General features: G+C 69.7%; 18 protein-coding genes. 8 read left to right on the plus strand and 10 right to left on the minus strand.

What is annotated here, in order from left to right:
* Positions 1-28 precede the first annotated feature (28 nt).
* From WME79_RS04950 to WME79_RS04960, 3 genes are all read right to left on the minus strand, one after another.
* Positions 29-598 carry a hypothetical protein gene (locus WME79_RS04950; protein WP_437532574.1) on the minus strand — a complete coding sequence of 190 codons (570 nt, stop codon included), beginning with the start codon at positions 596-598 and terminating at the stop codon, positions 29-31.
* Positions 595-1,845, minus strand: a complete 1,251-nt coding sequence (locus WME79_RS04955) for an AAA family ATPase (protein WP_437532577.1) — start codon at positions 1,843-1,845, stop codon at positions 595-597. Before WME79_RS04955 ends, WME79_RS04950 begins: the two co-directional genes overlap by 4 nt.
* Positions 1,846-2,017: 172 nt before the next feature.
* Positions 2,018-2,923, minus strand: a complete 906-nt coding sequence (locus WME79_RS04960; RefSeq protein ID WP_437532579.1) for a LysR family transcriptional regulator — start codon at positions 2,921-2,923, stop codon at positions 2,018-2,020.
* 143 nt (positions 2,924-3,066) lie between these two features.
* On the opposite strand from WME79_RS04960, the gene WME79_RS04965 reads away from it, so the two are divergent.
* Together WME79_RS04965 and WME79_RS04970 are read left to right on the plus strand one after the other, a co-directional pair.
* Positions 3,067-3,768: a type 1 glutamine amidotransferase domain-containing protein gene (locus tag WME79_RS04965; RefSeq protein ID WP_437532581.1), complete on the plus strand. Its 702-nt coding sequence runs from the start codon at positions 3,067-3,069 to the stop codon at positions 3,766-3,768.
* A gap of 139 nt (positions 3,769-3,907) precedes the next feature.
* Positions 3,908-4,501, plus strand: coding sequence for a Uma2 family endonuclease (locus WME79_RS04970; RefSeq protein ID WP_437532584.1), 594 nt, complete (start codon positions 3,908-3,910; stop codon positions 4,499-4,501).
* 120 nt (positions 4,502-4,621) lie between these two features.
* Here the strand turns inward: WME79_RS04970 and WME79_RS04975 are convergent, their stop codons facing one another.
* Positions 4,622-5,134, minus strand: a complete 513-nt coding sequence (locus WME79_RS04975; protein WP_437532587.1) for a DUF1993 domain-containing protein — start codon at positions 5,132-5,134, stop codon at positions 4,622-4,624.
* 214 nt (positions 5,135-5,348) lie between these two features.
* Positions 5,349-8,432, minus strand: coding sequence for a PEP/pyruvate-binding domain-containing protein (locus WME79_RS04980; protein WP_437532590.1), 3,084 nt, complete (start codon positions 8,430-8,432; stop codon positions 5,349-5,351).
* An 84-nt stretch (positions 8,433-8,516) separates the two neighbouring features.
* Here WME79_RS04980 and WME79_RS04985 point away from each other — a divergent pair, with 84 nt between their 5' ends.
* The 4 genes from WME79_RS04985 (at position 8,517) to WME79_RS05000 (ending at position 13,847) form a co-directional block, all read left to right on the plus strand.
* On the plus strand, positions 8,517-9,614 hold the full coding sequence (locus tag WME79_RS04985) for a YegS/Rv2252/BmrU family lipid kinase (RefSeq protein WP_437532593.1): 1,098 nt from the start codon (positions 8,517-8,519) through the stop codon (positions 9,612-9,614).
* Positions 9,615-9,791: 177 nt separating this feature from the next.
* A complete protein-coding gene (locus WME79_RS04990) occupies positions 9,792-10,439 on the plus strand; it encodes a hypothetical protein (RefSeq protein ID WP_437532596.1) in 648 nt (215 codons plus the stop codon).
* A gap of 146 nt (positions 10,440-10,585) precedes the next feature.
* Positions 10,586-11,749, plus strand: a complete 1,164-nt coding sequence (locus tag WME79_RS04995; protein ID WP_437532599.1) for a formimidoylglutamate deiminase — start codon at positions 10,586-10,588, stop codon at positions 11,747-11,749.
* 178 nt (positions 11,750-11,927) lie between these two features.
* Positions 11,928-13,847, plus strand: a complete 1,920-nt coding sequence (locus WME79_RS05000) for a sensor histidine kinase (protein ID WP_437532602.1) — start codon at positions 11,928-11,930, stop codon at positions 13,845-13,847.
* 79 nt (positions 13,848-13,926) lie between these two features.
* On the opposite strand, the gene WME79_RS05005 is transcribed toward WME79_RS05000, so the two are convergent.
* The 3 genes from WME79_RS05005 to WME79_RS05015 all read right to left on the minus strand — a co-directional run bounded on the left by WME79_RS05005 (position 13,927) and on the right by WME79_RS05015 (position 17,366).
* Positions 13,927-14,757, minus strand: a complete 831-nt coding sequence (locus tag WME79_RS05005; RefSeq protein ID WP_437532605.1) for a hypothetical protein — start codon at positions 14,755-14,757, stop codon at positions 13,927-13,929.
* The gene (locus tag WME79_RS05010) at positions 14,754-16,343 is read right to left on the minus strand and encodes a DUF5924 family protein (protein WP_437532608.1); all 1,590 of its coding nucleotides are present in this window, start codon (positions 16,341-16,343) and stop codon (positions 14,754-14,756) included. The genes WME79_RS05005 and WME79_RS05010 overlap by 4 nt, the downstream gene beginning before the upstream one ends.
* 162 nt (positions 16,344-16,505) lie before the next feature.
* Positions 16,506-17,366: a glycoside hydrolase family 11 protein gene (locus WME79_RS05015; RefSeq protein ID WP_437532611.1), complete on the minus strand. Its 861-nt coding sequence runs from the start codon at positions 17,364-17,366 to the stop codon at positions 16,506-16,508.
* A 588-nt stretch (positions 17,367-17,954) separates the two neighbouring features.
* On the opposite strand from WME79_RS05015, the gene WME79_RS05020 reads away from it, so the two are divergent.
* Both WME79_RS05020 and WME79_RS05025 read left to right on the plus strand, forming a co-directional pair.
* Entirely contained in the window at positions 17,955-19,589 is a 1,635-nt protein-coding gene (locus tag WME79_RS05020; protein WP_437532614.1) for a glycoside hydrolase family 30 protein, read from the plus strand.
* A gap of 21 nt (positions 19,590-19,610) precedes the next feature.
* The gene (locus tag WME79_RS05025) at positions 19,611-21,122 is read left to right on the plus strand and encodes an alpha/beta hydrolase family protein (protein WP_437532617.1); all 1,512 of its coding nucleotides are present in this window, start codon (positions 19,611-19,613) and stop codon (positions 21,120-21,122) included.
* Here WME79_RS05025 and WME79_RS05030 read toward each other — a convergent pair.
* Both WME79_RS05030 and WME79_RS05035 read right to left on the minus strand, forming a co-directional pair.
* Complete coding sequence (locus WME79_RS05030) at positions 21,119-22,285, minus strand: N-acetylglucosamine-6-phosphate deacetylase (RefSeq protein ID WP_437532619.1); 1,167 nt, start codon at positions 22,283-22,285, stop codon at positions 21,119-21,121. The genes WME79_RS05025 and WME79_RS05030 overlap by 4 nt on opposite strands.
* A 470-nt stretch (positions 22,286-22,755) precedes the next feature.
* A complete protein-coding gene (locus tag WME79_RS05035; protein WP_437532622.1) occupies positions 22,756-24,459 on the minus strand; it encodes a DNRLRE domain-containing protein in 1,704 nt (567 codons plus the stop codon).
* Between the last annotated feature and the right edge of the window lie 2 nt (positions 24,460-24,461).

Here is a 24,461-nt window from a genome sequence, read left to right on the forward strand (position 1 = left end):
TGTACGGGGCGTGGGCGGCGCGGGGGCGCTACGCGCCGAGGCGTCGCTCGAGGTCCGCGACCTCCGGGCACAGGGAGCGAATCCGGCTGTACCGTGAGGCTGCTTCGCGGGCCAGGATCCCGCGCCCCTCCGCCGGCTCCTGGAGGACGCCGCGTTCCTCGGCGAGGGGTTGATAGTACTGTTCCTTCGGGTTTTCGTGGGCGCGTACTGCCTTCCACGCCCACTCCGAGGGCAGATCGTGTCCGGCGAGGAGCCACACCTCGACCTCTTGCCAGGCGTTCTCGGCCAGAAAGCGCTTTCGCGGTGGAAGCGCGGCGCTGGCCAGCGACTCCAGTCTATCGAGGGCCTCGCGCCGCCCCGGTTTGCCGTCGCGATCGACGAGGAGCAGGAAGCACTCGATCATCGCCTGGTAGCGCAGAAGTATCTCCTGGACGCGCTCCCACCTGAGCGCCTGGTCGACGCCGCCGAGGAGCGGATCGCGGCACACGAGCACCTTGGCTTTGCGGCCGATGGCTTCGAACATCTTCGTGATGATGGGCTCGAGGACGTACTGATCTTTGCGAAAATCCTCGGGGATGACGAGTACGCGATAGCTCACTGGGCGGCCTCGCCCGCGTCGTCTGCCATGAGCTCGACCATGTCCTCGAGCCAGCCGGAGGCGTGAAGGCGAGCGAGGTCCTGCGTCTCGAGGATCCGGTTCAGGTCCGGGAGATCGACCACCTTGCGTACGCTGGACTCGTCTGCACCGCGAAGCCGGTAAATGAGGAGAGCGCTCTCTCTGGACTCAGGGCTGAGGAATCCGAGGAGCTGGGGTGAATGCGTCGTCGCGATGACCTGGACATCCCTGGTGCGACACTGCTGCTCGATGAGCTGCACGAGGAGGTGAAGGCGTGTCGGGTGGATGCCGTTCTCGATCTCCTCGAAGAAATAGAAGTGAGCGGAGTCGGTGTCGAGAAGAGCGGCGAGGATCGCGAGGAAGCGCAGCGTGCCGTCCGAGGCGCTGTAGGCCGAGATCCTGCGCCCGCCCTGCTCCACGAGGTGCACGAGGACGCGTCCGGCGAAATCCTGGGGAAATTCGAGATCCATCACGTCGAGCGGCGTGAGCGCGCGGATCCACTCTAGGAGCGTGTCTCTTCGCTTCGGATCCTGGGATATCGCTTGCAGCACGGACGAGAGGTTCTCGCCGCGATCCCCGAGCACCTGTCGGCCTGGCAACGAGGGTAGCCGCGCAGCGTCCGGTGAGAGATCCAAAAATCGCATCGAGCGTAGCGTATGCAGCGTCTGCTTTGCTTGTCTCCGGACGTAGCGGGGATCCCTGACCTGCGCGATCGCAGGCGAACTTATCGCAGGCGAGCTTGACAAGGTGGATTCCTCACCACCTCGCGCGAGGCGCACGAGCAAGTGTCTGTTGTCTGTCTGCGCAGGGGCGTTCTCGGCGGGGTGCGAGTCGAAGTCCATGTCTGTGCTCCCGTAGAGGGCCTCGCGTATGACCCTGGGAGCAGCACTCGGGAGCCCGGTCGCGACGGAGATTCGATACTTTATATGGTATTGGTTCTCAATCTCGTTGAGCTCTGCTCCGATCGAAAACTCCGCTCCTCCTCCGAAGACGACCTCCTTTGTGCCGCCTCGGAGCCCTTTCCACTGAAGCTCGCCGCCCTCGCCGTACTTCTCTCCCAAGATCTCCGCCAGTGAATAACCGCGGCCGACGCCATGGAGAAAGCGGAACGCATCGCGGAGGTTGCTCTTGCCGGAGGCGTTCGTCCCGACGAGCAGCGTGAAGGGGCCCAGCGGGATCGTCGCCTTCCGGAAGCTTTTGAAGTTCTCGAGCGTGATCGAGGTCAGCATGGGCTCTCGGCGTGGAGTGTAGCCGCCGCGCTGCCCGTCGTTTCACTGAATCGCTCGACGGCGCGCCCGCGCCCGGTGAAGCGTGCGGACTCTGGACGGGCGGCGGACGGGCGACGGACGTTCCAGGTCCGGCATGCTCCACCGGACGCGAGGATGAGGCCGCACGCGGCGCTCAGCCCTCCTCCAGCAGCGCCGCCTGCACGGCCCGGAAGCGCGCGCTCTGCGCGGCGCCCTTGCGCCAGGCGAGGTGGATCGTGTTCCGGGCGCTCCGGCGCCCCTTGCCCGGCCGCGGCCCCACCACGACGACCTGCTTCGCCGCGACCGCCTCGGCGATGAAGTAGTTCGGCAGGACCGCGATCCCGACGCCCGCGATCACCAGCGCCAGCATCTCGTCGAGGCTCGTGATGCGGCAGGCGATCTTCGGCGGCAGCGGGGCTCTCTTGCCGAACGAAGCCCGCCACCACGCGGAGTGCATCGCGAGATCCGCGTCGAAGACCACGAACCTGTGCTCCGCGAGCTCCCGCGCCGTCTCCGGGCGGCCGCGCGTTCCCAGGTACTCCGGCGACACCACGGCCGAGAACTCCTCGACGTAGACGGGTCGCGCCTCGAGCCCCGGCGTGTCCTCGGCGCTCACGAGGAGGCTCAGATCGTCGTCTCCTGCGAGCAGGCGCCGCGCGAGCACCGAGGGCACGTCGAAGCGCACGTCGATGACGAGCTCCGGGTGCGCGAGCAGGAGCCGCGCCAGCCGCGGGCGGAGCCACATGCGGGAAAACGGACCCGGCCCGCCGATGCGCACCACCCCGCGGACCTCGCGGTGGTCGTCCGACGCCGCGGCGAGCGCGTCGTCGATGCGCGCGAACGCCTCGCGCAGCGCGCCGACCAGGCCCTCGCCCGCCGGCAGGAGCCGCGCGTTGCGCCCGACCCGCTCGAACAGCGGCACGCCGAGCTGCGCCTCCAGCGCCTTGATCTGGTGGCTCACGGCCGACGGCGTGACGCGGCGGCGCCTCGCCGCCTCGGCGAACGTGGGCGCGACGCCGGCCTCGAGCAGGGTGCGGAGCAGCTCGTAATTGATGAGCATGGCTCATCTATAGCGTGAGATCGTCTCGCTGGTTTGCATCGACAGGAGAGCCTACGTTCCTCCCGTCGCCGCGAGCCCGAGCGCCTTGGGCGCGACGGGCGCGACCGCAACGGGCGCAGAGGCGCCCAGAGGAGCGAGACGCCATGAACGCAAGGATTCTCCTGATCGTCACCAGCCACGCACGCCTCGGCGAGACCGGGCAACCGACCGGGTTCTGGCTCGAGGAGCTCGCCGCGCCGTACCGCGCCTTCGTCGAGGCCGGGGCGGACGTCGACATCGCGTCGCCTCAGGGCGGTAAACCGCCGGCCGACCCGAAGAGCGCCGCGGATCCGTCCGACGCCGTGCGGGCGTTCCTCGAGGACGAGCGGGCGAAGGCGAAGCTCTCGTCGACGCTCCGCATCGATGGGATCGCCGGCGACCACGACGCGTACTTCGTCGTCGGTGGCCATGGCGTGATGTGGGATCTCGCTGAAGACGCCGCCACGGCGAGGCTGCTCGGCCGCGCGTTCGATCAGGGCAAGGTGGTCGCCGCCGTGTGCCACGGCCCCGGCGCGCTGGTGAACGTCCGGCTCGCGAGCGGCGAGCCCCTCGTGAAGGGGCGGCGCGTGAGCGCCTTCTCGGACGAAGAGGAGCAGGCCGTGGGCCTCGCGGGCGTCGTCCCGTTCGCCCTGGAGTCGCGGCTGCGCTCCCTGGGCGCGCGCTACGAGCGCGGCCCGGTGTGGAAGCCGTTCGCCGTCCGGGATGGCCGGCTCGTCACCGGGCAGAACCCCGCGTCCTCGGCGCTGGTCGCGCAGGAGGCGCTCGCGGCGCTCGCCGAGCAGGAGCCGAGGGAGAGCGCGCGCTGAGCGTGCGCCGCGCTGGACCGAGGGCCGGCGCCGATCGGGCGAGAGAGCGCGTCGCGGTCCCACGTCGCGGAGGTGGAGCGAGCTGGTAAGGCCGAGCGAAGCGTCGCGACACCTCGCTCGGAGGCGCTATGCTCGACGCGTGCCCACCGCTGCACAGAAGCCACACCCAGCCACCGTGGCGGATCTCCTGGCCATCCCCGAGGAGCAGCGATTTCACGAGATCCTCGACGGCGAGCTCGTGCAGAAGGCCGTGCCCTCGTTCGAGCACGGCGACGCGCAGTCCGCCATCGTCGCGCACGTGAAGATCCCCTTCCAGCGGCGCCCCGGGGGCCGCTGGCCCGGAGGATGGTGGTTCGCCACCGAGATCGAGGTCGAGTTCATGCCGGACCAGGTGTATCGGCCTGATGTGGTCGGCTGGCGTCGCGAGCGCGCGCCGGAGCGGCCCAGCGGGTGCCCTGTCCGGATCCGGCCCGACTGGGTCTGTGAGGTGCTCTCCCCGAGCAACGCGCGCAACGACACGGTCAAGAAGATGCGCGTCTATCAGCGCTGTCAGCTCCCCCATTACTGGATCGTCGATCCCCGGGAGGAGACGCTGACCGTGCACCGGTGGACCCCGGAGGGGTACCTCGTGGCGCTCCGCGCGGAGCGCGGTGAGCGCATCAGGGCCGAGCCGTTCGATGCGATCGAGCTTCAGGTCGGCGTGCTCTTCGGGGACGAGCGCGAGGACGACTGACGGTCTCCCGTCGCCTCCCGCGCGGCTACCCCGCCCGGCTGTACGGGGGGCCGAACGAGGCCCGCCACCGCGCGGGCCTGCGGGGAAGGAGGCCAGCGGGGCGGGGGAGAGCGGCTGCGGTCACAGGTCGCGGAGGTCGAGCGATCCGATGAAGTCGGACTTGCCGACGTCGAGCCCGTTGTGCCTCAGGATCGAGTACGCGGTGGTGGCGTGGAAGTAGAAGTTGGGGAGCGCGAACTGGAACACGAAGTCCGGGGCCTTCATGCCCTTGCCCGGCAGGAAGAAGAGCGGCAGCGTGCGGTCTTCCGCGCCCTTCAGCTGCTCCGGCTTCAGCGCCTTCACCTGCTCGATCGTCTTGCCGATGCGCGCGCGCAGCTCCGCGATCGTCTCGTCGCGCGTCTCGAACTGCGGCGGCTCCGCGCCGGTGAGGAGCGCGCCCAGCCTCACGGGCCAGGCGATGAGGGTCTGGATCTGACGCCTGAAGGGCCACTGATCGGGCGCGATGCGCGCGGCGAGGAGCACCTCCGGATCGAACTTCTTCTGCTGTGCGTAGGCCTCCGCCTTGTCGAGCCAGACCAGCACCTGGCCGAGCATGCGAGTCATCTGGGGGAACGAGCTGTCGTAAAGGCTCATGATCTTCTCCTCGTCAGCAGGAACAGCCGGCGCTCTGGTCCACCCGCAGCCTCCGCGCGTCAACTCCGCGCGCGCGCCGGCCGCGGTTCACGTCGCGCGGTCGCCTGGAGCGGAAGTCGAGCCCGGCTGTGCGCTTCGAGACGAGTGACGAGCCCGGCGGAGCCTCAGGCGACGGAGGGGCTCGCCGGGGCTCCGCAGGCCTTTCGGGGGGCGCTCAGTCGACCTGGTGGAACACGCCCGCTGGATCGAGCGTCCACAGCTTCGCGCCTTCCCCGCCGCCGTCCGACGTCCGGACGTGGATCAGCCGGATGCCCTTCTCTTCCAGCTCGGCGAGGATCGCGGGATCCAGGCCCGGCTCGAGGCGGGGCTCGAAGATGAAGTCCTCCGAGATGTTGTGGTGCTGCGGGCGGTACGTCTGCGCGTGATAGCCCTTGAGCACGATCGGTGCGCTCGTCAGCCCCTCGATGCGTGTCCCCACCCACTTGTGGAGCGGCGCCGTATACCCCGCCGTGGGGCCCGTGGGGGCCGGCGGCCAGTAGAACAATGTCTCCACCGCGACGCCGGACGTCCATGAGAGCGAGCGCTCCTGGAGCAGCGCGCCCGCCACCGGGGGGCCGTCCGCGGGACAAGCGTCGAGCTGCACCACCTCCGAGGACACGTCGAGCCGCGTCCCGTCCCAGTCGAGCGCCGGCACAGGCGTGGTGTAGGCGGCGCTGAGCGTCATCCCGACGTCGCGCAGCGCGACCAGCGGGCCCACCGACGGCGGCAGGAGCTCGGGCACCGGGGAGGCGGCGAGCGCATAGGTGATCTCCGCGGCCCCAGCGCCGTCCACGAAGGAGTCCGTGGCCGTCTCGCTGGCGTACGCGTGGGACGCGGCCGGCCACGCCGCGGGGCTCCCCGAGAGCGTCGTCACCGATCCACCGGAGAGGTAGTCGAGCCGCGCGTCCTCGTTGAAGAGCGTGCTGGCGAGCGCCGCCGGCGTGAGGAACCCGCTCTTCGCCGAGAGCGTCGCGCGCACCTTGAGCCGGTGGTTCGCGAACACGTCGCCAAACTCGCCCTGGAAGGTGCAGACCTCCCGGGGCTCGTCGAGCAGGAACGGCGTGATGCTCGGCGTCGTGTCCGGGAGCGCGACCTCGCGCACCTGCTTCACGACGAGGTCTCCAGGCTTCATCTTCTTGAACTCGTAATCGAGCAGGAACGACTTCCTGCCGGGGTTCACCTCGCTGAACCGCGCCTCGACGCGGCCGAGCAGGTCGGCGAGCGCGAGGTAATCGTCCTCCCATTGCATGACGTGGCCGCCGAGCGGGACGAGCGTCGAGCTGGACAGGAGGTAAACGGAGGTCTCCTGGTCGAAGAGGCTCGCGGTCACGACCTCCGGCTGCGCTCCGCCTTCCGGGTTGGTGACGGAGGTCGCCCCGAGCTGCGTCACGATCTGGATCTGGTCATTGACCAGCTCGCGCCGCGTGAGCGTCGCGACGCCGTTCGCCATCTCGTCCTCGTCAGGATAGGAGTGATGGACGAGGACGCCCATCCCGACCTCGGCCTCGTCCACGCCGTGGAGGAGCCGGGCGAGGAAGGCGTTGTCGTTGTAGAAGCTCGCGTACACCTTGCGGATCGCGCGGAACACGCCGCGCTCGCCGGCCTCGCCCGAGTCGCACAGGCTCGGCCCCGCCTGGTCGGCGTCTCGATCGTCGGCCAGGCAGCCGCTGTAGCTGTCGTAGAGGCCCGCGCCCGTGAAGGCGGCGCTGTCCTCCACGTTGGTCGAGCTCCGGAACCGGATCTTCTTCGTGGGCGTGAAGCCCTCGAGCGCCGCCTCGATCGCCTGCCGCTGCCCCGCCGAGAAGGCTGTCTCCTCCGTGATCCGCGCGCGGATCGCCGCGAGATCGGCCTTGAGCGCCAGCATGTCGGGCGGGTAGCTATGGCCTCCGAGGCGCTCCGCGATCTCGGCGCGCAGCGTGCGGCCGCCGGGCATGACCTGATCGAGGAAATCGTCCCAGAGATCGAACGACAGCGCGACCGCGACATCGGAGTTCTCCGGGATGGCGTCCCGCAGCAGGCCATAGTTCGCGGCCTTGCCCCCGAAATGGACGATATCCGCGGGGCCGAGATCCTCGGTGGACCCGGCGTAGGCGCCGAGCGGCTCCTTGGGCTGGATCTCGAGCTTGCCAGGCCGCTTCAGCGCGAGCAGCTGCTCCTTGTCCGCCGGCGCGATCCCTCCGGCCTCGAAGAGCACGGCGCGGCAGATGGCCCCGTATTGAAGCGAGGCCCGCATCGCGACCTCCTCGCCGTCGAGCGCCTTTGCCGCCTCTGCGGCGGCCGGATCGCCGAGGTAGACGAACGGGATGCCGAACGAGGTCGCGAGGAGGGCGGTGTGCGCGTTCGGCGTCGCGGGCGACAGCGAGACGATGCCCGCCACATAAGGCACCTCCGCAGGGATGGAGTCGGTGAGCAGGATGTCCTCGGCCCGGAGCTCGCCGCTCGCATAGGCGGCGTCGATCGCGTCCGGCGGGACATAGCGGAGCCGGCCCACGGCCCAGCCCGTCGCATAACACGCGTCGCCGTCCAGCCACCGCTCGACCGAGCTCACCGGGAACCCGCTCGCCTCGAAGAACGCGCTGTTCTCCGCGGCCGACGCCGATTGCTCGTACGTCGGGAAATAGAAAGGCTGCGCCCCACCGGGCGCGATGACGCTGTCCTTCACGAGCTCCAGGACGACGCGCGCCACCTCGGGATCGTAAGCGTCCTGGCGGACGAGCTGGATGCCGTACTCCGGCACGCTCTCCGGGGTCGGCGGGAAGATCACGGCGCCGAGGATGGCCTTCTGTCCCTCTTCGTGCAGCGAGACCTGGTCGAACTCGTCCAGCGACATGTCGAAGAACGGGTCGAGCCGCGTCGTGGCGAACTCGCCATGGAACGGGAACTTGTTGCTGTCCTGGTAATAGACCTTGGTGGGATCGTGCATCAGCACGGTGAACTTCACCCACCCCGGCGTCTCGAAGGTCGCCGGCCAGGCGGCGAAGGGCTCGAAGGGGAAGCTGATCTGGTTCTTCCAGTCCTCCGACGGAGTGATGTCGATCGGGTAGGTGTCGACGGGCCATGAAGCGCCGCCTCCGGCGCTCCCGCCATTCCCCCCGCCTCCGCCGCCCGCGCCTCCTTCGCCGCCGGTGGCGCCCCCGCTGCTTGTGGCGCCGCTGCTACCCGGGGCCTCTGACGCGTCCTCTCCGCAGGCGGCGAGCGTCCCCGCGCCGAGGAGCGCGAGCGCAAGACAAGCCGGTCGACCGATTCGCTGAAGTCTCATGAACAACATCGCGGTACAACTGCCGTGCCATCGTGCGACGAGCGGCGTCTCAGGGCTGCGCGGCGGGGCGTCGCTGTCGCGCGCGTGGCGCACGCAGGCACAGCCGTACGGGCGCGGCGATGGCCGCTCCCGTGGTCGCCGCGCGCGGCCACCCCGCCGATTTTTCTTGGGGTTTCAACCGGTTCGGCGTTCTACGATGCCGCCATGACCGAGCGGAGAGCGGCGCTGATCGTCAACCCTGCTGCGGGCCATGCGGGCGATGCGGTCGAGTCGTTGCCTGCCCGGCTCCAGCGCGATTTTGCGCTGAGCGTCTACGAGACGAGCGCGGACCGCTCTGCCGCCGCCTGCGCCAAGGCAGCGCGCCGCGATGGCGCTTCCCTGGTGATCGCGGCGGGCGGCGACGGGACGATCTCCAGCGTGGCGTCCGCGCTCCTCGGGGCCGATGCGTGCCTGGGTGTCCTGCCGCTGGGAACGGCGAACTCGATCGCGCACTCGCTGGGAATCCCGGACGACCTGGAGGGGGCGATCGAGGTGCTCGTCCGCGGCGAGCCGACGCGCATCGACGCCGCCCGCGCCAACGGGAAGACGATGATCCTGCTCTCGGCGGTCGGGCTGCACGCCGACACGGTCGGCGAGACCCCGCAGGACGAGAAGCAGCGCTGGGGTGTGCTCGCGTACATCCGCACCGGGCTGAAGAAGCTGATGAGCCTCGAGCCATTCGCGGTCGAGATCGAGACAGAGGACCAGCGGATCCACTGCCGGGCGGTCGCGGTGACCGTCGCGAACATGGCGCCTCCGCGCACCGTGCTGGCGCAGGGGCCGCCCGTCCTGTCCCCCGACGACGGGCGGCTTGACCTCACCATCGTGTCGGCCACGACGCTGGTCGAGGCGGTCGCGACCGGACTGCACCTCCTGAGGACCGCGATCGACGGCGAGCCGGCCGAGCGCGACAACGTCGGTTTCCTCGCCGCCCGGCGGGTCTGCATCACCACCGATCCGCCCCAGAACGTGCTCATCGACGGCGAGGAGGCCGGGACGACGCCGCTCGTGGTGGAGTGCCTCCCGCGCGCCCTGACGGTCATGGCCCCCCGCCGCGAGGAGGCCCGTGAAGCGCCGCCGGCCGCGGACGTCGAGGTGAAGCTCGCGGGGCTGCCCGAGCTCGAGGTCGAGCCGAAGCGGTGAGGCGCGCTCGGGCCACGAGGGCCCGAGGAAGATCGAAAGGGCCGGCGTCGAGGCGCGCGGCGAGCAGCATCGTGACGGCCTCATCGGGGGGGGGAAATCACAGCCGCCCGGCGTAAGGAAAGGTGGTTCTGCCGCGGCAGGGCCCGATTCTTGACCTTTCATCGGGAGCGCAGAGGAATGCGAACGACGTTCTGGGCTGGTGTGGTGGGGGTGTGCTTGGCTTGCGGCCTCTCGGGGCTGGGCTGCGGGGGAGACGACGACGGGGCGACGCCCGGCGACTCGACGGGTTCGGCGGGTTCGGCGGGGGGCGGGGGCTCCGGGGCTGCGTCCTGCTCTGGACTCGACACGTCGGCGCTCGTCAGCGAGCTCTCGCCCGCGGAGGTCGAGCAGGCGTGCAAGGGGTATCGCCGCTGCAGCGCCGAGGAGGTGACCGTCGACTACGTGTGCCTCATGCAGGGCGTGCTCGGCGCGGCGTACGGGGACGACGCCGGGACAAGCGACGCCGAGCTGCAGGCGAAGTGCTCCGAGCTGGTCGAGGGGTGCATGGCCGACCCGAGCCAGGCAGAGCAGCTGCTAGAGCAGGCCCTCGTGGAGGTCGAGGCAAAGCCCTGCGGCCAGCCGACGCAGTGCACGGCCACGATCGCGGAGATCGACGCTTGCGCCGCCGAGATGCGAGCGTACACGCGCGATGTGTTCCCCGAGTGCAGCGCGCTCACCATGGCTTTCTACGAGCAAACCGACAGGGGCGACACCCTGCTCGAAGGGGCCTGCGGCAAGCTCGGCGTCGGCTGCTTCCCGCTCTTCACGACGCCAGGCAACGAGTGAGCAGAGCCGGACGCGGCGCGCCCCGGGCCGTGTGCTCCTTGCTCCAGTGCGGAGGGCCGCTCTGGCTCGCGGCGCAGCGCCGGCAGCGCGGCCGGCCGCGCCTTTCCCCGGCCATCCCGGCGCGATGGACGTGATAGACGTGCGCCATGAGGCTGACCGAGCGAGCCATCGAGCTGCCGGCGCTCGCGAGCGCCCACTCCCATGCTTTCCAGCGCGGGATGCGCGGTGAGGCGCAGCGGCCGGGGCCGTCGGGGGCGGACGACTTCTGGTCGTGGCGCAGCGCCATGTACGCGCTCGCCGAGTCGCTCACGCCGGAGTCCATTCATGCGATCTCGAAGGTGGCTTATCGCGAGCTCCGCGCCGCGGGCGTGCGCACGGTGGGCGAGTTTCATTACGTGCACCACCAGCCGGGCGGCGCGCCCTACGCGGATCGCACGGTCCTCGCGGATGCGGTGATCGAGGCCGCGCGCGAGGAGGGCCTCCGGATCGCGCTCCTCCGGGTCGTCTACGCGCGCGCCGGCGCGGGCAGGGCGCCCGAGGGGGCGCAGCTGCGGTTCTCGGACGCCTCGCTCGACGCGGCGCTCGCGGACGTCGAGGCGCTCCGGGCGCGCTACGCGGGCTGCGAGGACGTGCGCGTCGGCGTGGCGCCCCACAGCGTGCGTGCCGTGCCCCCGGCGTGGCTCGGCGAGATCGCGCGGTACGCCGCGGAGCGCGGGCTCATGGTGCACATGCACGTGGCCGAGCAGCCGGCCGAGATCGAGGCGTGCCTCGCCGAGACGGGACGGCGGCCGGTGGAGCTCCTGGCCGAGCGCGGGGTCCTTAGCGAGCGCTTCGTGGCGGTGCACGCGACGCACCTCGCGCCGCACGAGCCGGCGCTGCTCGGCGCCGCGAGGGCGTTCGCGTGCCTGTGCCCGACGACCGAGCGCGACCTCGGCGACGGATTGCCCGACGTGGGCGCGCTGCGCGCGGCGGGCGCGCGGCTGTGCGTCGGGATCGACAGCCACGTGATCACCGATCCGTTCGAGGACATGCGCGCCGTCGAGCTGGGCGAGCGGCTGCGGACGGGCCGGCGCGTGACGCTGCGGGGCGAGGGCGGAGCGACGCCTGCCGAGGCGCTCTGGGAGATCGGCGCGCTGCGGGGGGCGGAGGCGTGCGGGTTCGCGGATCCTGGCGGCAGCATCTCGGTGCGCCGGGACGCGCCGGCGCTCGCGATGGTGCGGGAGGAGCGGCTGCTCGACGCGGTGGTGTACAGCGGGAGCCCTTCGATCGTGGAGGGGAGCCCCGCGCCCTCGGGCCCGCCTGTGCCTTGACCGAGGCGAGGCGCCGGCTCGTCTCGGCGCGGGGGGATCGAGGCAGGCCCAGGCCGAGCGGGCGAGCGTGAAGCGCGCTCACACGCGGTGGTGGCGTGGTTTGTGAGGGGCTGTCCCCCGCGTCTCGCCTGCGTCATGCATGGGAAACGAACGGCGAAGGAAGGAATGGCTCGACTGGATGCCTCTGGCGGCGCTGCTGCCGATCGGCGTCGTCTTGCTCCTGAGCCTCCACGAGATCCAGGACGTCCATCGCAGGAACATCGCGGCGACCCTGCAGGCCGTGCTCTCGACGACCCGCGAAGGGCTCTTGACGTGGGCGCGGCAGGCGAAGGGCGCCGCGGGGTTCTGGGCGAACGAGCCGAGGATACGGCGCGCGGTCGCCGCCCAGGTCGAGGTGCGCCGCAGCGACGGCTCGCTCCGCGATAGCCCGTACCTCCAGGATCTGCGGCTGGAGCTGGAGAACGTCGTTGAGCGGGAACAGTGCCTCGGCTTCGACGTCATCGCGCTGGATGGCACCCATATCGCCTCGGATCGCGATGAGCTCCTCGGCACCAAGACGCTGAGCGCCTACGATCCGGACACCATCGCCGCGGCCCTGCGCGGCTCGACCGTCATGGGGACTCCTTTCGTCATGCGGTCTCCCGTCCTCGGCAGGGTCACCCCCGTCCTCGTCGTCGCGGCGCCGGTGCGCTCCGTCGCCGGGGAAGGGGAGGTCATCGCGGCGCTCGCCTTCCGCATCGATCCTGGGAAGGAGCTGACGCAGATCGCCCATCGCGGACAGGTCGGCGCGGCAGGGGAGACCTACGCGTTCGACAGGCACGGTCGTGTCGTCACGGAGCTCAGGTTCGCCCAGAACCTCCGCGACATGGGCATCCTGGCGGCCGGCGAGCGCACGAGCCTCAACGTGGAGATACGCGATCCCGGAGGCGAGGCGCAGGACGGCGCCGGGCGCCTCTTGCCCCGTGCGGAGCAGCCGCTCACGCGCATGGCGACCAGCGCCGTCGCGGGGATCGCCGGGGTCGATGTCGAGGGATACCGCGATTATCGCGGCGTCCCGGTCGTCGGTTCGTGGCTGTGGGATCAGGAGCTCGACCTCGGTCTCGCGACCGAGATCGACAAAGACAATGCCTATGGCGTGTATGTCGTGACGCGCCGTGTGGTCCTCATGGCCTGCGGCGTGATGATGCTCGCCACGCTCGTCCTGACGATCCTGCTGCAGCGGCGCGCGAAGGACCTGGCCACCGCCGTGCGACGCGAGAAGGAGCTGCGCAGGGAGCTCGAGGATCGCGTCCATCGCCTGGAGTGCGCGGAGACGGAGCTGAAAGACGCCATCCGCATCCGCGAGGAGTTCCTGCGGTTCGCCTCGCACGAGCTGCGCACGCCGCTGACGAGCCTGCGGCTCCTGTACGAGCACATGCTGCGATCGCGATCCCAGCCCCTCATGGTGACGCTGGGCACGAAGGACATCAGCCGCTTCTTGAAGGTGTCCTCGCGAGAGCTCGCCCGGATCACGCAGGTCATCAACAACATGTTCGTCGTCGCGAGCTTCGCGGCCGGCCCGCCGGCGCTGAACCTGCAGAGGACAGAGCTCAACGAGATCGTGCGCAGGACCGCCCGGCAGGTGACAGAGCAGCTCGAGGCCGACGGGTGTTCCCTGGAGCTCCAGCTCGACCGATCCGTGTTTGGCTACTGGGACGACGCGCGCGTCGAGCAGGTCATCACGAACCTGCTGTCGAACGCGTCGCGGCACGGGGCTGGACAGCCGATCACGCTGTCGGTCGTCCGGCAGGCTGGCTTCGCGGTGATCTCCGTGCACGATCGCGGCGTCGGCATCACGCCGGAGCAGCGGGACAGGCTCTTCGAGCCGTTCCGGTGGACACCGGAGGCGCACAGCGGGCTCGGCGTTGGGCTCTACGTCTGCAGGTTGATCGTGTGGGCGCACGGCGGAGAGATCCTGGTCGAGAGCGAGCCAGGCCAGGGCACGACGTTCTGCGTCCGGCTGCCGCTGCCTCCGGAGATCGAGGGGAGCGACGCCGCCTTGGTGCCCGAGAGCGAGCGGAAGGCGGCGGAGGAGCGGAGCAACGGAGGGACGGAGTAACGGACTAGCGGAGTAACGGAGTAACGGAGTAACGGAGTAACGGAGTAACGGAGTAACGGAGCAGGCGAGTCGCGGGCGCTTATCCCAGCGCGCCCGCGATGAGCTGCGCCGCCCGCAGCATGAGCGCCACGACCGCCCCGACGTTCCACGCGCGCGCGAGCCACCACTGCACCTCGGCGCCGTTGATCCATGGCGGCACCCACGCCGGTGGCGCCAGCAGATCGGCGACGGTGAGGACCCGCTCTCGCTCCTGCGCCGCGCGATAGCCGCCCTCGCCGCCGCGGACCTGCTCCTCCGCCCGCACGAGGGCGAAGAGCCGCGCGCTGCGCCCCTCCGGGAGCAGCGCCGCGCCCGCGCGCAGCGCCTCCGGGGTCGCGGGCAGCTCGACGGCCCGCCCTCGCTGCGTGAGGCGGAGCGCGCCGTCGCCCGCGCGCTCGACCCGCCCGCGGACCCAGCCCTCGGAGCGCTCGCCGCGGAGCACCGACGAGAGCGACGCGAGCTCGGGATCGGGGCCCAGCCGGGGCGCGCGCTCCCCCGGGAGGACGCGCGCGGCGAAGAGCCAGAGGGCGATCGGGAGCACCGACAGGAATGGATTCAGAGCGAGCAGGCTTGTCACGCCCGCCACCCCGTCGAGCACCGGCAGGGCGAGCACGCCCGCGGCGGCAAACGCGCCCACGGCGATCGTCGCGCCGAACCCGCCGACGACGCCGACGGCGACGTTGCCGATCGCGACGACGCCGACGGCGACGTTGCCGATCGCGATGAAGCCGCGCGCGACGTTGCCGATCGCGATGAAGCCCGTGACGACGTTGCCGAACACGAGGAACCCGTTCGCGATGTTGCCGGCGTCGACCCAGCGCGCGCGCTCTGCGGCGCTCGCCCCACCTTCGCCCCGGAGCGGCCAGCTCATTCCGTCACCTCGAACGAGGTGCGGCCGACGAGCTGGCCGTCCTCGGTCTCGACATCCACCGTCCAGTGCCCTGCCAGGCGGCGCGGCAGGCTCCCGCCCACGAGCTGCGACTTGAGCCGCACGGCGCCCTCCGGGCCCGGCACCCGCAGCGTTTCCTCCGGCGCGCGGAGGACCTCGCGCCCCTCGCGCCGCCAGACGTGGAGGAGGCGATCGCCGTCGCCGCCCGGCACCACGACGTCGGTCACCGCGCGGAGCTCGCGGATCACAGAAAAATGAAGCGATTTCACGGACATGGCGAGCCGTCCGTCCGGCAGCACCGAGGGGCCCACGGCCGCGGAGGACAGGTGCATCGGCACGGGAGGGATGAGCTCGCGCGTCCCGTAGGCGAGCCCGACCCCGGCGGCCATCGCGACGGCGAGGAACACGACGCCCATCCGGCTCCAGAGGGCCCCGAACGGCAGGTGCAGCGTGCAGAAGCCGAGCACGGACACGAGGGCGGCGGAGAGCAGCGTGTACAGCGTCCGGGTGTCGGGGAGGAGCGCGGGGATGACGAGGTTCAGGCACGCGAACAGCGTCACCCCGTAGAACACCGAGGCGAGGGTCTTCCAGCGCATGAGCACGCGGTCGAAGACGAGATCGAGCGTCGAGAGCACCGCGCAGGCGGCGAGGAGGAGGACGAACCACCGGTTCGGCGCGTCCAGGCTGGCGCTCTTCCAGTAGAACGGGAGGAGGAAGAAGAGCATGCCCTGATAGAGGTTCTTCAGGACATAGGTCATCACGAGGAAGCGCAGCCGGGCGCCGCGCCACGCCGTCGCGAAGTCCTGGCGGGCGCCGGTGCCGAAGAGCCGGAAGAAGAGGAGCACGAGCAGCCAGGCGACGCTGACCGTGACCGCGAGGAAGCGCGCGTGCTGGAACCCCTTCTGCGCGAAGGTCACCACGAACGCGCCGAGGCTGAGCGCATACGCGGTGTGCAGCCACCAGAGCTTCTTGTGATGGCGCTTGAGGAAGGCGCGGGCGGACGACCTGAGGTCCCCGGGCTTGTCCTCGTCGTCGGCGTTCAGGTCGGCGTAGGACGCCTTGGGCTCGGCCTTGACGGTCGGCGCGTTGTCCTCGTCCGCCGCCGTGCCGCGCGCTGGCCGCTCGGGCATCTTGAGCGTGCGGTCGTCGTGCTCCCCGCCCGGGGCGCTGGCCCTCGGCGGCATGCGCAGGGTGGCCTCGTCCCCGGCCTGGGCGCCGGTCCTGGAGGGCATGCGCAGGGTGGCCTCGTCCCCGGCCTGGGCGCCGGCCCTGGGCGGCATGTGCAGGGTGGTCTCGTCGATCGCGCCGCGATCTCGGTCGCCGGGCGCCGCGGCGCCGCCGGCCGCGGAGGGCCGGGCCTGTCCGGCTGCGGCGGACGGGGTGGGGCCCGACGCGCGATCGGGCTCGTCGCCCGGCATGTACATGATCGTGGGTGCCTCTCCGAAGGCCTCCGGGACGCGCGTCTTGTGGACCTGCGTCGTGGCGCTGGAAGGCGACGGCAGCGAGGGCGCGTTCGCGTGGGCCCCGGGGGCCGGGGCGTCAGGGGAGCGCGGCGCGTGCTGTTTCATCCGGCCCGCAGCGTACCCGACGGGCGGTCCACCTTCGAGCGCCGTCCTTCGAGCGCCGTCCGAGCGGGCCGGCGCTCGGGGGCGCGCAGGGATGCTTCAGGTGCCCGTCGTTGCTCCGTTCAGGAACGGCTGCTGGCCGAGACGATGCTCAAGGCCCAGCGCTTACTCGATCGAGACCTTCACATCAGCCTTACCGCTGCTTTGATACCCTTCCACGACCAGCGAAACCTCATAGAAGCTCCCCAGGGTCAGCCCCTGTTTCGCCCACGCGTCGAAGTGGTTGGCGACAGTGATGGTTCCGCTCGTGCGCTTCTGCGTGCGAACGCTCCAGAACTGATAGAAGGTCTTGTTGCCCTCGATGGAGGGCTGGTTGACTCGCTGGGTCTTGTAGATGTCGTAGGTACCTCCGTCGCTGGTGACGGTGCCCACGTGCCCTTCTCCGCCCGGCGGACGCCAGTTGCCCCAGCTATCGACGATATAATACTCGATGAGCGGGTTCTTCGTCCACCCATAGACACCCAGGTAGGAATTGCCGTTCGGCTGGTAGTCGGCCTCGTAGGTGACGATATTGTCCTTCCCGCCCGGCCTCACGCCTTTACGGCCCAGCAGGTTGTTGATGTTGTTCCAGTCTACCCTGAAGCCGTCAGCCGTGTTGACCAGGCACCCGTTTCCTCGGTCCTTCCAGTATTCAAAGGTGAGCCCGCAATGGGTGCCTGTCTTGTCGCTGCAGACCTCCAGGTCGGCTTCCGTGCACCGGGTAGGTGTGCCGGTCCCGGTCGTGGACGTGGTGCTCGAGGTCGTGGTGCTCGTTGTCGAGCTGCTCGTCGTCGTGGTGCTCGTCGTCGAGCTGCTCGTTGTCGTGCTGCCCCCGCCCCCGGACCCGTCCGAGCCCCCGGTCCCGCTCGTGGCCGAGCTGCTCGTGGTGGTGCTGCCAGTCGTCCCGCTCGTTGTCGACCCGCCCGGGCCCCCCGTGCTGCCGGTGCTACCGGTGCTACCGGTGTTCCCGGTGCTGCCCGAGGTCACGCCGCCCGTCCCAGCCGAACTGCCACCCGCCCCGGTATCCGAAGATGAATCATCCGACCCGGAGCAGCCCACGGCAACGAACCCCAAGAACAAAGTAAAAAGTTTTAACGAAGTTAAACGCACAGCTCCTCCTTGGCTAGACGAGTCAATTCCCGGCGCCTGACCGCGTCATCATGGCTAGCACCAGGGCTCGGTGGCGACAACGCCCCGTAGGGGCGTTCTAGCTGCCAGTCCAGGGACAGCCCTCAGGCTCGACGCGGCCGAGCCGCGGACGAGGTCGCACAACCGGCCTCGGTACGCTGGGTCTGCGAGCAGCTGCCGAAGCGAGCCCCTCCCCCGTCACCCAGGATCCCTGACGCGCCGATCCATGTGAAATAGCGGAGGAGAACTACATGAGGGCGGGAATGTGGGATCGGCTCGGGTCCCATCTTCCACGCTCCGCGCCGTCATGCTCTAATGTTGCCGTTCTTGGGAAGGCGCTGCCTGTTCGGTGCCTTGTCCGGCCGGACAGGTCATCGACCGCCTGAGAGAGCTGTTGAGACCTCTCACCGTGGAGCGACCGGGAGGCGCCGGAGCTCGGGATGGCCCATGATGACCAGGACGTCGAGAACCTCGTCCATCCTTGCGCTCGCCGTGGTCCTCGTGTCGGGCTGCGGCCGTGACTCGGCGGCTCCCTCGGACGAGGCCGGCTCGAACGGTGGAAGCGGCGGCGCGTCTTCGACCGGAGCAGGAGGAGCGGCGGGCTCGAGCAGCGGCGCGCTGGCGGGATCTGGCGGGGCGCTGGCGGGCTCCGGCGGGGCAGGGGCGGTGAGCGCGGCTTCGACCAGCGGCGCGTCGGGCGGGAGCGGGGGCTCACCGAGCGAGCCACGCCCCACGGTGACCGCCGCTCCGGGCACGGAGCTCGTCACGGTCGACGCGAGCGTGGTGCACCAATCCTTCGAGGGCTGGGGCACGAGCTTGTGCTGGTGGGCCGATCACGTGGGCGGATGGCAGGAAGCCAAGCGCAACGCCGTGGTCGAAGCGGTCGTCGATCCGGTGAATGGCCTCGGCTACAACGTCTTCCGCTACAACATCGGCGGCGGGGAGAACCCGTCCCACGAGCACATGAAGGAGCATCGCGAGATGCCCGGGTTCCAGAGCGCCGATGGGACCTTCACGTGGGAGAACGACGCCAGGCAGCGCGCCATCCTCTTGCGCATCGCGGAGCGCGGGGCAGATCTGATCTTCGAGGCGTTCTCCAACTCTCCCCCCTACTGGATGACGAACAGCGGCTGCGCCTCGGGCAGCAGCAACGGCAAAGACAACCTCAAAGCGGACCATTACGACGACTTCGCCCACTACCTCACGGAGGTCGTCCGTCACTACAAGGACAAGTACGGGATCACCTTTCGCACGCTGGAGCCGCTGAACGAGCCTTTCGCCGATTGGTGGAAATCGAACGGCTCCCAGGAAGGCTGCCACTTCGACCGGGCGAGCCAGGAGAAGATCATCCAGGAGGTGGCCAAACAGCTGACCAGCAAGGGCCTCGGCGAGACGGTGGTCAGCGCGTCGGACGAGAACAGCATGGATGATGCCGTCCGGAACATCGGCGCCTTCGGCGCGGGGACGCTCGCCGCTTTCCAGCAGATCAACGTCCACTCCTACGCCGGCAGCCAGCGCACCCAGCTCCGGCAGCTCGCGACCAGGCTCGGCAAGCGGCTGTGGCAATCGGAATCAGGGCCGCTCGGGCAGAGCATCAGCGACGACACGGACGCGGCGCTGTTCATGGCGGAGCGGATCATCAAGGATCTGCGCGAGCTGAAGCCGGAGGCCTGGGTCGACTGGCAGTCGGGCGATCCGTCGCGCAGCTGGGCGAGCTTCACGCTGAACGACAGCCAGCAGGCCTACGCTCCCCTCAAGCGCTTTTACATGCACGCCGGCTTCAGCCGTTACATCCGGCCCGGCGCGCGCTTCGTCGACGTCGATAGCGCGGACATGGTGGCTGCGATCAGCGCCGACGGGAGCTCTCTCTCGCTCGTGGTCCGCAACGGCGATCGCAACGCGAGCCGCGGCTACACGTTCGACCTCACCCGGCTCCCCACGGTCGGTCCCGCCGCGGAAGTGCACCGCACCTCGCGCACGGAGGACCTCGAGCAGCTCCCCGACATGGCGATCGAAGGCTATCGCCTGGTGGTCACGGTCCCGGCCTTTTCCGTCACCACCTTCGTCATCCCGATGCCCTGACTTCCCCCTGGAGCGACATTCATGATCGAGCGTCGGACCATCCGCTTCACGAGTCTGTGCATCGGCGCGCTGTGCGGGGCGCTCATGGGCTGCAGCGAGCGAGACCCTGCGGCAGATACCGATGCGCCGCCCCTCACCGGTGGAGCTGGAGGCGGCGGGGCGGGTGGCACCTCGCCTTCGAGCTCGAGCGGGGGCACGACGTCGACGGGCGTGGGCGGCAGCGGCAGCGGCAGCGGGAGCGGGAGCGGGAGCGGCGGTTCGGCCACCGCGCCTTGCACCTTCACCTGTCACGACGACTGCCCGGCACTGGGCGCTCTGGAGGTGGAGGGCAGCTGCGGTGTCCCGAGCGAGCGGTGCTGCTGGCTGGGCGCTCCGAGCGATCCCTACCCGAGCGGCGGGGGCTCCTCGGTCGACGACTCCCCCCCGATCCCGGTCGACGAGCTCCCCGTCATCCCCGAGATGCCCGATCCGCTCACGATGGTCGATGGGACCAAGGTCACCACGGCGGAGCAGTGGCGGGCTCGCCGCAAGGAGATGATCCAGATCCTGGAGGACTACACCTACGGGCACATGCCGCCGCCGCCGGGCAACGTGACGGCCGTGCCGCTCTCGGAGCCCAAGGAGATCACGGCCTCGGGCGTGGATGCCACCTACCGCAAGCTTCACCTGAGCTTCGGGCCAGGAGGGGAGCTCGGCTTCGACCTGGGCCTCTTCTTCCCGGAGGCCGGCGCGACTCCGGAGGGTGAGGCCCAGGCGCGTCCCATCTTGATCTCTCTCTCCTTCAGCTCCGGCGAAACCAGCCTGGGGGGAGCGGCCGGCGCGCTCAAGCGAGGCTACGCCGTGGCCACGATCGGCTACCAGGAGCTCGGCGCGGACTCTCGCGACTACGCGTCGACCGCGTTCTTTCCGTCGTATCCGGACCACGACTGGAGGGACATCTCTGCGTGGGCCTGGGGCATCTCCCGCGCTGTCGACTATCTGATGACCGATCCAGCCGTCGATCGGGACAAGATCATGATCACGGGGACGTCGCGCCTGGGCCAGGCGGTCCTGCTCGCGGGCGCCTTCGACGAGCGCATCGCGCTCACGGCCCCGGTGGCAGGGGGCATGGCCTTTCGGTTCTCAGGCGCCGAGATGGGCGAGGGGCTCGGGCAGGGTATCACCGAGATCGTCGATCAGAACACCTACTGGTTCGGGCCGCTGCTTCCGGAGTTCAGGAACCGGACGGAGCGCCTCCCCTCGGACCAGCACTGGTTGCCCGCCCTCACCGCGCCGCGGCTCTTCATCATGTGCAACTCGCTCAAAGATCAGTACGGAAGGGCCTACGCGGCCGTGCAGTCGTACCTCGGTGCTCAACCGGTGTACGACTTCCTCGGCGTCCCCGAGCATGTGGGGCTGAACTTCCGGCCCGGCGGGCACGGCGCCACCGAGGAAGACTGGAATGCCATCTTCGACTTTGCCGATCAGGTTCTCCTGGGGAAGCCGGGAACCAGGCGCTTCGACGTCATTCCGCCGCGCCAGGATACTCCCTAGGTAGATAACGCCGTGCAGGGCCCTCGTGCATTATCGCCCATCACGATCGCCCGTAAACGCAACTCCTGCCCCGGCGACCAGTCGAACAGAATCAACTCCGCCGGCTCGCCCACCTCGATCCGGCGCAGGGGCAGCCCAAGCAAGGCGCGCGGTCGATTGGACGCCATGTCGATCGTGTCCGGCAACGACGTCTCGCCCAGGTTGAGCAGGTTGCGTACGCACAGGTCCGTGAACGCCCACGAGCCAGCGAGGAAGCTGGTGCCGGGCACGACGATCTTGCCCGCCGGGAGGATCTCGAACTCCTGATCCCATTCGCGATACTTCCCCGGCGGCAGGCCGGCCAGGGGGTTCGCGTCGCACGTCACGATCAACCGGGCCGGCGTCTTGGCGCGGAGGATGCAGCGCATCACGGGGACGGGTAGGTGATGCCCATCGGCGATGATGCTGGCCCAGAGCTCATCCGCCGCCAGCTGCTCCCACAGGTAGTTGTCGTGCCGGGGCAACATCGCATGGGAGCCGTTGCCCAGGTGCGTGCTCATGCATGCGCCGGCGCGGATCGCGTCGCGAATGCAGCTGGCCGACGCAGCGGTGTGACCGAGCGCGACGAGCACGCCCGCCTTCACTAGCTTTTCGATGAACGGCAGCGCCCCTGGCGTCTCCGGCGCCAGCGTCACCATCTTGATCATGCCGCGGGCGGCCTCGTCCTGGACGCGTTGAAACTCCTCCCAGCAGGGTGGGCGGACATGTTGCCTCGGATGCGCTCCGCGCGGCCCGTCGTCCGGCGAGATGTAGGGGCCTTCGAGATGAATCCCAACGATGGCCCGGCTCAATTCCCGATCCTCGTCGCAGGCGGCGCGAAGGGTGCGGCACCCGTGCATCAGGGCGTCGAGCGAACCGGTCACGAGCGTGGGACAGAGCTGGGCGATGCCGCGTCGCTGGCACGTGTCCACGACGTGGCGGACCTGCGCTTGCGTCAGCTGGAGGGAGTTGAAGCTGATCCCCCCGGACCCGTTGATCTGCACATCGCAGAAGGCGGGCGCGACCCAATCCGCCTCGTGATCGGCGGTGCCGGCGCCGGCGGACTCGACGAGCTGAATCGCGCCTCGCTCGCAGACGAGATCGAGAGGCTGGCCCGTCCGATAATGCTTCGCCCGCAGACGCATGAGAGGGTGCCCCAGATCCGCTCGCGCTCCCCTCTCTCACAGGGCGAGGGGGCTTGTCGACATGTGCTAGACGCGGACAGCGCCGTCAGTCGTTCATGGGGTCTGCCCGCGAGCCGACTCGGCGGCATGTTGATGCTGGAGAATGAACGGTGCAAGAGCCTCGGGGTGAATTGCTGATCGCCAGCGTTCACCGTCCAGATAGCTGCTGCCTTCGTCTCGCATCCTCGCGTCGGCGTTTGTCCCAGGCGCTCCGCGGACACGCTTCCATCGACCCGTCCGGGATGAATCGAACGATCCGAGCGACCTGACGCTGCTCACCGTGCCGGACACGCACGACAGCTGCTTCGAGGACAACACGTTTGGCACGTTCTTCTCGCTGATCGGGCTGTCCGCCCCGCCCGGCTGCGAGTAACAGGCCGTTCCCCGGCGGAGCCCACGGATCCCGCAGGTTCGCCGGGGCCCGCCCGGGTTTACTGGACCTGGATCGTGAACTCGTCCGCGAGGCGGCCGTTCACGTCCTTGAAGTATGCCGTCGCGCGCTTCGGATCCCCGCCGACGTGGAAGCGGATGAACAGGGCGCCATAGTCGGCGGTGCCCGACATGACCACGTTGTTCTTCTTCCACTTGTTGCTGGCGTAGTAGGAGGCCCACCACGTGTCGTCGTCGTGGCTGGCCGCGTCGTAGTCGCGGATGCCGACGCCGGCGAGGCCGGAGACGAACACGAAGTTGCGGCTCGGGCCGAGCTCCACGAGGTCGTAGGCGCCGGTCTTGCCGTGGCCGGTCGCGGCGTTGCCGACGTCGGTCAGCGTCAGCGTGCGCGAGTAGGAGTGCTCGTGGCCGGTCGAGACGATCGCGCCGGCGTTCATGCACTCCTGGTACGCGCTCCAGCCGACCTCGTTGCCCTTGGTGCCGACCTGCATGTCGTTCTGGTTCTTGTGCCAGTTGCAGATGGACCAGATCGAGTTGTCGGCGGCGAGCGAGTCGCGGATGAAGTCCACCTGGTCGGCCGCGTTGGCGGCGCAGGTCGAGCGGAGCTCGCTCGTCCCGACGCAGGACTGGATGATGTGCAGCCCGCGGAAGTTGCACGTCGACTTGACGCCGAGCTCGCCGGTACAGTTCATCGACGGCACGGCCGTGTGGCGCGCCTGGATCTTGCTGGCGTAGCCGCTCGTGCCGCCCCAGGCCGCGGCGTCGTGGTTCCCGATGACCGCGAAGTAGGGATAGTTCGCGCCGAGGATGCTGTTGATCCGGTTGTCCCACGCGGCCGGGTCGTTCGCATAGTCGAAGTCGCCGTTGTGGATGGTGGCCGCGGCGCCCTCGTTCTTGATCAGGTTGAGCACCGCGTCCGAGTTGCCGTTCGCGCCCTGGTCGCCGATGAACGCGATCAGGAGATCGGGATCGGTCGGCGTGCCCGCGCCGCCGCCGGGTGGGCCATAGGTGATCGTGAGCTTGGGCCGCTGCGCCACGGTGGCGTGCTCCGAGGACGCGAAGTCGATGCCATCCGTGTTCGACGAGCTCGCGATGACGAGGCCGTTGTTGGAGGTCCCGTCGACCCACGCCTGGACGAGCGCCACGCCGGCCGCGTTCAGCGTGATCGTCCTGGCGCCGGTGCTGCCGGTGACGCTGCCCACGACGCTGCCGCGATCGGTCGAGCCCATCGCGCCCGCTGTGGCCCACGCCGTCGTGGAGGTCGCGTTGTTCCAGGTGACCTGAGACTCGTTCCACGAGCGCTTCACCTCGTAGACGCTGTACGTGTTCGCGGAGCCGTCCGTGACCTGGAGGGTGATCGAGGCCGACTGGACGATGCTCCCCGCGGGGATGCCGGAGAGGGTCCATTTCAGCAGGCAAGACTTGTCCACGCCCGAGCCGTCGTCGCCGTCGGCCTCGCACGTGGTGGCTCCGCCGTAGTTCGTCGTGGCGGCGGCCTGCCGGAGGGTCGCGTCGGTCGAGCCGGCGTACGACGAGCTCGGGAGCGACCCCTGCTGGAAGGAGACCGTGGTCAGCGCTTGCCGCGTCTCCAGGACCTCCTCGATGTACTCGTCATTTGCGCCGCAGGCGTGGATGACCGCGAGCGCCGGCAGGGCGGCGCAGAGGGCGCCCTTCGAGCATCTCGACCAGCTCGTCTCTCGGTGTTCGTGTGTGCCTGCGTCCTCTCGCGTGCGCGATTTCTGCATGA

The sequence above is a fragment of the Sorangium sp. So ce726 genome, assembly GCF_051521405.1.
Classification (GTDB): domain Bacteria; phylum Myxococcota_A; class Polyangia; order Polyangiales; family Polyangiaceae; genus Sorangium.